This window comes from Nocardia sp. NPDC006982 (genome assembly GCF_042869435.1).
Classification (GTDB): domain Bacteria; phylum Actinomycetota; class Actinomycetes; order Mycobacteriales; family Mycobacteriaceae; genus Nocardia.
The window spans coordinates 692,565-701,427 of sequence record NZ_JBIAFV010000001.1; the positions used below are offsets into that span (position 1 = coordinate 692,565).

The following is an 8,863-nucleotide window of genomic DNA, read 5'->3' on the forward strand; positions in this document are numbered from 1 at the left end:
CCGGCCGGGCGCGAAATGACGACACAGAAAGCAGACATACGACGATGACGAGTTCCTACCGCGTGGGCTTGATCGTGCCCAGTTCCAACACCACCATGGAGACCGAGATCCCGGCGATGCTGCGGGCGCGCGAGGAGATCCGGCCCGACGAGCAGTTCACCTTCCATTCCTCGCGGATGCGGATGCAGCACGTAACCCCGGAACAGCTCGCCGCCATGGATGCCGACTCCCTGCGCTGTGCGGCCGAACTCGCGGATGCTCGGGTGGACGTCATGGCGTACGCGTGCCTGGTGGCGATCATGTCGCAGGGCCGTGGCTACCACTGTGAATCCGAACCGAAGCTGGCCAGGGTCGCCAAGGAGGAGAGTGGTGCCGATATTCCGGTGCTGTCCTCGGCCGGAGCGCTGACCGAGGCGCTGGCCCACCTGGATGTCAAGAAAATCGCGGTGGTCACTCCTTATATGAAGCCGCTCACCGCGACCGTCTGCGACTACATCGAGCACCAGGGTTTCACCGTGGTCGATTCGCTGAGCCTCGAGGTGCCCGACAACCTCGCCGTGGGCCGGCTCGATCCACAGAATCTGCTGGAACATGCCCGGTCCGTGCAGACCTCGGGTGCGGATGCGCTGGTGATCAGCGCCTGCGTACAGATGCCATCGCTGCCGGTGCTGGACGCACTGCAGCAGCAGTTCGATATTCCGGTGTTGTCCGCGGCTGCCGCCACCACCTGGCGTCTGCTGCGCAGCCTGGATCTCGACCCCGTCGTTCCGCGGGCCGGCGCTCTGCTGGCCCCGTAAACGGATCCCCACCCCATCTCCCTTCATGACAGCCCATCTCTCGGATCTTTTTCACAGCCCAATCACGAATCGAGATTTTCATGAGTTTCGACGCTCTTTTCCAGACCGGTCGCATCGGCACGGTCGAAATCCGCAATCGGGTGCTCAAGTCGCCCAATAGTTCCGCGTCCGCCAATGTGGACGGAACGGTCAGCGAGCGGATGGTCAACCACTATCGGCGATTGGCCGAGGGTGGTGTCGGCCTGATCATGACCGAATACACCTACGTCGACGACGACGCCAGCAAGGCCATTCACAATCAGCCCGGTATGAGCCGCCACGAACACATCGCGGGCTGGGGATGGCTGGTCGACGAGGTGCACCGGGCCGGTGCGAAAATCGGTCTGCAGCTGGCGCACGGCGGCCGGCAGAAGTTCCTGGGTACCCTCCCGTTGAAATCCGCCTCCGACAGCTCCTGGGATTATGTCGAGGCGATCGAGGGCAATATTCCTCAGCCGCTGACCGTCGCCGAGATCGACGCGATCGTCGAGGCTTTCGGCGCGGCGGCACTGCGGGCGTGGAAGGCCGGTTTCGATCTGGTCGAGGTGCATGCCGGGCACGGGTACATGATCACCAATTTCTTGTCCCCGCATACCAATTCACGCACCGACGAATACGGCGGCAGCTTCGAGAACCGTTCCCGGGTGCTGATCCGGATCGTGGATGCGGTCCGGGCGAAAGTGCCACGTGATTTCCCGCTCAGTGTGCGGGTTTCGGTGACCGACTACGAGCCGGATGGGTTCCCGGTCGAGGAGACGGTCGAACTGTGCAAACTGCTCGAGGCTCATGGTGTCGATGTCATCCATGCCTCAGGTGGTCACCACGCCACCATGGAGTGGGAGGTCAGTCCCTGGTTCAACACCCGGGCTCCGCATCGCTGGGGCTGGGAGAAGATCAAAGCGGCGGTGTCCATCCCGGTGATCGGGTCCGGCTCGCTGGTCTCACCCGAAGTCGCCGAGGACGTGATCGCCTCCGGTTCGGCTGATTTCGTCTCGCTGGGCCGGGCCATGCTCGCCGATCCCGACTGGACCCGTAAGGCCCAGGAAGGACGAGTCCTGGATATCGTCCCGTGTATCCGCTGTAACGACGGATGCCTGTTCCGGGGTCTGGACAAGGGCCGCTCGGTGGGGTGCACCGTGAATCCGACTGTGGTGGAAGAGTATCGGTTCCCGATCGAGCCCGCTCCGGTCGCCAAATCCGTCGCGGTGGTCGGTGGTGGCCCTGCCGGTCTGCGCAGCGCCGCCATTCTGGCCGATCGTGGCTATCGGGTGCGCCTGTTCGAGGCGGAGGAGCTGGGTGGTCTGCTGCTGCATGCCCGGGGATCGCAGGTGAAGCAGGATATCGCCGCGCTGGCCGAGCATTTGGTGCATCAGGTGAAACAGCGCGATATCGAGGTGGTGCACACTCGGGCTACCGTCGCTGACCTGGTAGCCAGCGGCGTGGATGACGTCGTGCTGGCCACCGGTGCGCCGTTGCGGGAGCCCGAGTTCCCGATCGCCGATGGAATCGCGGTCGTCCAGGCGGCGAAGGTGCGCGCCGACCAGCCTTTGCGCGGCCGGGTGGTGGTGATCGGCGGTGGTTTCCAGGGTTGCGAAACCGCACTCCGGATCGCCGAAATGCCGGACACCGAGGTGCTCGTGCTGGAACAGCAGGATGCGCTGATGACCGGTGACGAGGTCGTCTACGACGTTATGAAGCTGCCGGTGTTCATGGACAAGGCCGGAATCCGGGTGCGGACCGGCGCCCGGGTCACCGAGGTGACCTCAGCCGGCGTCGTTGTCGCCACGGAGGCGGGTACCGAGACCGTTGCGGCCGACACGGTGGTGCTGGCGCTCGGTCGTGAGGCCGCGGCCGACGGGTCGGCCGACGAGTTGCGTCGCGCCGGAATCGCCGTTCACGTGGTGGGTTCCGCGCAGCGGCCCGGCCGGGTTTACGACGCGATTCACACCGCGTTCGCCGCCGCCCGCCAGGTCTGACTTCGGCTGAATACCGGACCGGTGGGGGACTCCTCCACCGGTCCGGTATCCGGGTCAGTGTTGCTGTTGCGGTGGGTAGCGCAGAACCAGATTGGAGGTCGTGAAATCGGGCAGTACAGGATCGGAATCGATCCAGTAGATCGGCGCCGGGCGCTTGATGTACCCGTTGTCGTGCTCGATGACGATCTGCTGGCCGCGCATCGCAAGCAGCAGCGAATCGAAGCGGTGGTCGGGATCGGCGTCGAGCACGAGACCAACCGCCGCGTCGATCAGGTGAAACTCCATGATCCGCCGGGCCGACGGGGCATTACGAGCCCGGATGGCATCGAGGAAGTACTGGTCGGCTTCGATGAAATCTTCCGGTGTCCGGCCGTGCGACAGGTAGAAGCTCTGATGCCGGTGGATCATCGTGTGCAGCGAACGGGTCAGCTCGGTGAAGGTCGAGGGATACCGGACGAGGGCCACATCATGGAACAGCTGATGGGCCTCCTGGAAGCGCCGGCTGTGTGCCCGATGTTCCCGCATGGCGTTGAGACGGGTTTGCATCTCGTCGATATCGCCGTCGGTCAGGGTCTCGATGATGGCGCCGACGGTGGGTGGTTCCAGCAGCAGGCGCAGGGCGTAACTCTGCTCGGTCTCGGAGTTCACCACCGGCGCCACATGCATTCCGCGATTGGCATGCGCAACGACCAGAGCGTCGGCCTCCAGGCGCTGCAGCGCTTCACGCAGCGGCGTCCGGCTCACTTCCAGTTCGGCCGCCAACTGTGCCTGCGACAGCCGCAGCCCGGGCTGATAAGTCCCGGCAATGATCCGGTCCCGGAGCGTGTGGTAGATCGAATCGACCGTGGTGCCAGCGCGGGTTCGGCGAGCAGAGGCTGTCATTGCCGTCATCCTAGGGCTACTGGCGGATTCACAGGCTGTTCGGTGGTCGCGCGTGTGTGCGAAACCACTTAATTGTATCCAGATATGTACACAAATGGTGGATCGGCGCTGCCGCCGATTGCCGCAGAATATGAAAGAGGTCCCGCTGTGGGCGCTTTGGATGGGCAGGTCGTCGTTTTCACCGGGGCGGGCGCGGGAATCGGCCGCGCCGTCGTGCACCGCTATGTGGCCGAAGGAGCCCGCGTGGTCGCGGTCGATATCTCCGAACAGGTCCTCGAGCTGAGTGCCGAGCTGGGTGATGCCGTACGCCCCCTGGTGGCGGATGTGGCCACCTGGGAGGGCAATGTGGCTGCGGTCGAATCCGCGCTCGCGGCCTGGAACCGGGTGGATGTATTCGTCGGCAATGCCGGCATAAGCGATGCTGCCCGCCCGCTCGAGGATATTCCCGGCGACCAGCTCACCTCGGCATTCCGGGAACTGTTCGGGGTGAATGTGCTGGCTCCGCTGCTAGGCGTGCGGGCAAGCCTGGAGGCCCTGATCGCCTCGCGCGGCTGTGTGATCATCACCGGGTCGTACGCCAGTACCAATGCCGCCGGGGGCGGGGTGCTCTACACCTCCTCGAAGCATGCTGTGCACGGTCTGGTCAAACAGCTGGCCTACGAGCTGGCGCCGGATGTACGGGTCAACGGTGTGGCCCCCGGTGTGGCCCCCACCCGCTTGCGCGGTACCACTTCGCTGGGTCAGGAGCCGTCGGATTCGGTGCTGGACGGCACCCGGGAGGCGCTGCCGTTGCAGGAGGTCCCCGGAGTCGACGCCTATAACGGGATCTTCACCCTGTTGGCCTCGCGCACGGAGACGGCGGCCATGACCGGTGCCCTGGTGACCGCCGACAGTGGCCTGTCCATCCGGGGTATCGCCAAGCCGGGCGGACGGCTCTGAAAACGGGACGTCGCAACCGGATACGTCGACGGAGCAGGCCGGCACGTCACCCACGCGCGTAGCAGCCACGGTCGGTATCGAATGCCATTGCTACCTCGCCGATCTCGTCGTGATCGAGGTCGAGGACGGGCAGCACGGATTGGTGGCGGCGTGACCACTACGGCAACCGGTCGAGCCCGGCCTGATATTCCATTCGGACGCCGGGGTCGCAACCGGTCCACGGCAGCTCACGCAACGAGCCTCCCACTACCCCGCGGCAGCGTGATACTGCTCGCGATGCTCGATCCAAGGCCGCTGCCGCTGTTCCTCACTCATCGCCAACAACTCACGCAACTTCACCCACGCCACCTCATCAACCGGCGTATAAATCTGCATCCACGCATGCGACAGCGCAGGCAGCGACATGCTCGTCAAGAACATCTCCAACTCCCCCACCGCCAGATTCCGGATCTGCTTCGTACGACTAGCCGGAACAGCGACGTCATTACGAGCCCACAAAGAAGCGAAAGTCTCACTCTCCGCGCACAATTCGGAGACGAAATCCTCCCAACTCGGATCACCGAGATTCTTCACATACGAACCACGCAGATAACCCACCATGCGCCGCAAATCATCCCAATTATGGTGATAGGTATTGCAGCACTCCGGAGTCAAAAACACCCGACGAGCCACATTCCGCTCCCCCTTCACAAACCCCGGACACAATGCCTCATAGGACTTATTGTGCGCCAGCACGTCATAACGCGGACTCAACACCACACCCGGCAACGGCTCCAAATGATCCAAAATCACCTGAAGCTCCTCCGGCAAAGCCGTACCCGCATGCGCAGTAGGCACCGTCGGCACATCCGCCAACCGATACAAATGCGCCTTCTCCGCGGCATCCAACGACAACGTCCGCGCAACCGAATTCAACACCTGCACACTGACATTGATGCTGCGCCCTTGCTCGAGCCAGGAGAACCACGGAAAGGGGTAACCATGAGCAACGCCTCCATCGAACCGAAACACGCAGCTCAGACACATCTTCCACGTGGCGGCACTCCTGGGTCCGCCGTATAGCTGGCTTAACGCGTGGCAGAGTCCTCGGCCAGCAGTGTCATGGACGGCAGACGCGGCAAACCACTACAGCGGTCCATGTTTCGGCGATGCACGCGCGTACAGCTCCGGTGTTGTAACACCGCCACGCCTCCTCTGCCAGCGGCCGAACATCAGGGCTCCACACCTGCGCTAACAACGTGTCTACATCTGCCACCGGACAAATCCTCCATTCCGCGCCCTGGTTGCGCGACCCATTTCACCTTCGTCGGCTGCCCCGAACCGATACCCCCGACCGTGAACCCTCGTTTGTCGCACCCAGTATTGTTTGGATCACGGATTACATAAGCGTTGGCGCCGTGCGGGTTCGGAGGCCAGGGCTACGTGGCGGCGATAGGATCGCCGGCTTGAAAACGGGCACGTGCCGTTCAGCCGCAGTGCACTTTGAATACCTGCCACTCGTCATCACCGATGAGGCCGCCCCAGTCGATGCAGTCGCCCTTTGCCTCGACCTTCACCGGACCCGCGAACTCGGTGTATTCGGCGTCGTCGACGACTACGGCGCGACTATCCCCTGACCGCCGGAGCCCGGCGCCCATCCGCACGGGTTTCCCCGCCTGGTCCCGGACGGTGACAACGCAATTGTTTTTACCGTTGTAGGTCAGAAAGGCGGTGCCACCGACGATGTCGTGCGAATCGATCACGTCATATCCCTTACCGCACTGACCACCGTAGGTTGCCGCGGATGCCGTCGCGGGGAGGAATACCGCCATCCCGGCAGTGATTCCGATTACGCTCGCACACACGGCAATTGTCTTCTTGGCGTTGATCACGTAGAAACCTCTTCTTCTTGACGTGCAGTCTCGCGTACGCGGGTAGCGCAAGATCTCCGAACGGCGCTCGACGCTATTGACACACCGTCGAGGGCTTACCAGAAGAAACGCTGTGCACCACATGATGGTTCACTCTGTTTCGAAATTTCCCGTTCCCCTCTGGCTGTCCGTGGAAGCATCGGACGACCGCAACCGACTCGCACCGCCCGAGAGTGATTCCATCTGCGTCAGTAGTTTGTCGTCGCGATCTGCGATCCCAGCAGGGATGCTGTCACCATCCGCCAAGATCGAGAACTCCCTGGGCAGCCTTCGGGTCTGGCAAGCGACCGCCGGAGAATTGGATCGGCATCTCGAGCGGCTGGTGAGCTTGGGGTTGCGCCGTAAAGCCATGCAGCACAAGATCGTCCTGCGCGCGATGCTGCAGATCGCCGTCCGCCACGGTGCCGTCGAGACGAACCGACCGACGGCGTCGGCGCATTCACCACTTTCGGCTCCCATGAATACGCTCATCGCTCGCGATATCCGCGCGGCCCGGGCCGCGGGCTACTGTGCCGGGCTCGATCCCGAGAGCGCCGCATCGGCGCTTGACCGCCGTGATCGAACAGCTCTGCCTCACCTGGCAGTACCAGAACGACGGTCCTCACATCGAGCTCACCGACAAGGCCGCCGTCGAGTCCTGTGGCAATTGTGGGGCCACGCGGTGTATTGGACCGACCCGCTTACGGTGAGCACATCCGACGAGTGACGCCCGATCGACCGGCACGTCCGTCCTATGCGGCGTCGATTTCCGAAGTCGTTGGGGCCGTGGCAGTCTCGAATGTGCCGGGTTGCCGGCGGACGAATATCGCGACCGGGACCGCGGTGATCAGCAGCGCGACGCCGGCGACGGTGAGGGCGAGATGGGTGGCGTCGGTGAACGCGTGCTGGATGGCGTTGCGGACCGGTCCGGCGACGGCGGGCGGGAGGGCAGAGCTGTGCTCGCCCGCTGCGGCGGCGGACACGACGGCGTCGGTGAGCGGTCGAGGCAGGTCGGCAGCACGGAGTTCGTCGCGGAGGTTGTCGGCGAACCGCGTCGTCAGGATGGTGCCCAGAACGCTGGCACCCAGTACATTGCCGACCTGGCGGAACAAGTTGACCGTGGCGCTGGCCATACCTGCCTGGTGTGGTGCGACGCTGTTGACCGCCGCCGCGGTAGCGGGTGCGATGAGCATGCCGCTGCCGATACCGGCGAGCAGTAGTCCGGGCCAGATCCGGCCGAACCCGGTACCGGGTGGGCTGGCGAGGAGCGCGAAGATGCCGGCGGCCATGACGACGAGGCCGAGCGTGAGCATCGTCGTGAACCCGATGCGATGCACGATACGGGCGGCGACGGCGCTGATGAGGACGAAGGGGCCGAACATCACCAGGAGCCGCACGGCGGCGGCGAGGACCGTAATTCCCTGCACGTGCTGCAGGTAGAGCACGGTGACCAGCGCGGTGCCGGTGAATCCCAGCAGGGTGACCGCGGCCGTACCCATCACGGCGCTGAAGGATCCGGACCGGAAGAGCTTCACGTCCAGCATGGGATCAGGATGGCGGGCTTCGTAGCGGATGAACGCCACCAGTGACACGGCCAGCACAACGTAGGCACACAGGACGCGGACCTCGGTGTATCCCAGTGAGCCGCCTTCGATCACCGCATAGGTCAGTGCCGCGATGGCGAGGGTGCCCAGCACCATCCCGATGGGATCGAGTGCCCGGGTGGGGAGTCTGCTCTCACGAATCAGTGTCACCGCGCCGAGAAGGGCAATTACACCGAGTACGACATTGATCAGGTAGATCGCATGCCAGGAGAAGGCACCCACCAGCACCCCCGCTCCCAGCGGACCGATCGCCAGGCCGATTCCGGAACTTCCGGCCCAGATGCTAACGGCCTCGGTGCGTTCGCGCATATCGGTGAAGGTGTGGCTGATGATGGCCAGGCTGGTGGGTAACACCATCGCGCCGCCGATTCCCATGATGGCCTGGGCGGCAATCAATACGACCGTGTTGTGCGCGGCGAATGCCACAGCACTGCCCGCCGCGAAGAGAGTCGCGCCGGTGGCGAAGATCAGCCGCCGGCCGATGAGATCCCCGACGGTCCCGCTGCCGAGCACCAGACTGGCCACGACCAGGCTGTAGGCACTGGCGACCCAGACGGCCATCGACGACGAGGGGTGCAGATCGGCCTGGATGGTGGCGAGCCCTCCGAGCGTGGAGGAGACATTGACGAAAGCCATCATCGGGCCGATGCACACCACGGCCAGGATCCACCACCGACCACGGGACGTTGCGTCGTGATCGGCGGATGCGGTCACCTCATTACGTGTCACGGCATTCC

8 protein-coding genes are annotated in these 8,863 nt (G+C 64.1%); 4 read left to right on the forward strand and 4 right to left on the reverse strand.

Annotation, left to right across the window (positions count from 1 at the left end; all coding sequences use genetic code 11):
• Positions 1-44: 44 nt before the first annotated feature.
• Together ACFYOW_RS03190 and ACFYOW_RS03195 are read left to right on the forward strand one after the other, a co-directional pair.
• Positions 45-797, forward strand: a complete 753-nt coding sequence (locus ACFYOW_RS03190) for an Asp/Glu racemase (RefSeq protein WP_387284015.1) — start codon at positions 45-47, stop codon at positions 795-797.
• 80 nt (positions 798-877) lie between these two features.
• Positions 878-2,812 (forward strand): FAD-dependent oxidoreductase, encoded by a 1,935-nt coding sequence (locus tag ACFYOW_RS03195; protein ID WP_387284017.1) that lies wholly within the window; start codon positions 878-880, stop codon positions 2,810-2,812.
• A 54-nt stretch (positions 2,813-2,866) separates the two neighbouring features.
• On the opposite strand, the gene ACFYOW_RS03200 is transcribed toward ACFYOW_RS03195, so the two are convergent.
• On the reverse strand, positions 2,867-3,913 hold the full coding sequence (locus tag ACFYOW_RS03200; protein ID WP_387284019.1) for a GntR family transcriptional regulator: 1,047 nt from the start codon (positions 3,911-3,913) through the stop codon (positions 2,867-2,869).
• Between ACFYOW_RS03200 and ACFYOW_RS03205 the strand changes: the two genes are divergently transcribed.
• Positions 3,842-4,633 (forward strand): SDR family NAD(P)-dependent oxidoreductase, encoded by a 792-nt coding sequence (locus tag ACFYOW_RS03205; RefSeq protein WP_387284021.1) that lies wholly within the window; start codon positions 3,842-3,844, stop codon positions 4,631-4,633. The two genes, ACFYOW_RS03200 and ACFYOW_RS03205, sit on opposite strands and share 72 nt — an antisense overlap.
• 246 nt (positions 4,634-4,879) lie before the next feature.
• Here ACFYOW_RS03205 and ACFYOW_RS03210 read toward each other — a convergent pair whose 3' ends face one another.
• Positions 4,880-5,644 (reverse strand): helix-turn-helix transcriptional regulator, encoded by a 765-nt coding sequence (locus tag ACFYOW_RS03210; RefSeq protein WP_387284023.1) that lies wholly within the window; start codon positions 5,642-5,644, stop codon positions 4,880-4,882.
• A gap of 455 nt (positions 5,645-6,099) precedes the next feature.
• The gene (locus ACFYOW_RS03215) at positions 6,100-6,504 is read right to left on the reverse strand and encodes a spore-associated protein A (RefSeq protein ID WP_364388105.1); all 405 of its coding nucleotides are present in this window, start codon (positions 6,502-6,504) and stop codon (positions 6,100-6,102) included.
• A 265-nt stretch (positions 6,505-6,769) separates the two neighbouring features.
• On the opposite strand from ACFYOW_RS03215, the gene ACFYOW_RS03220 reads away from it, so the two are divergent.
• A complete protein-coding gene (locus tag ACFYOW_RS03220; RefSeq protein ID WP_387284025.1) occupies positions 6,770-7,249 on the forward strand; it encodes a hypothetical protein in 480 nt (159 codons plus the stop codon).
• A 25-nt stretch (positions 7,250-7,274) separates the two neighbouring features.
• On the opposite strand, the gene ACFYOW_RS03225 is transcribed toward ACFYOW_RS03220, so the two are convergent.
• Positions 7,275-8,855, reverse strand: coding sequence for an MFS transporter (locus ACFYOW_RS03225; RefSeq protein ID WP_387284027.1), 1,581 nt, complete (start codon positions 8,853-8,855; stop codon positions 7,275-7,277).
• Positions 8,856-8,863: the final 8 nt, after the last annotated feature.

Coding starts and splice junctions, on each gene's coding strand:
- ACFYOW_RS03220 (WP_387284025.1), top strand. CDS start 6,770: ATGCTGTCACCATCCGCCAAGATCGAGAACTCCCTGGGCAGCCTTCGG.
- ACFYOW_RS03195 (WP_387284017.1), top strand. CDS start 878: ATGAGTTTCGACGCTCTTTTCCAGACCGGTCGCATCGGCACGGTCGAA.
- ACFYOW_RS03190 (WP_387284015.1), top strand. CDS start 45: ATGACGAGTTCCTACCGCGTGGGCTTGATCGTGCCCAGTTCCAACACC.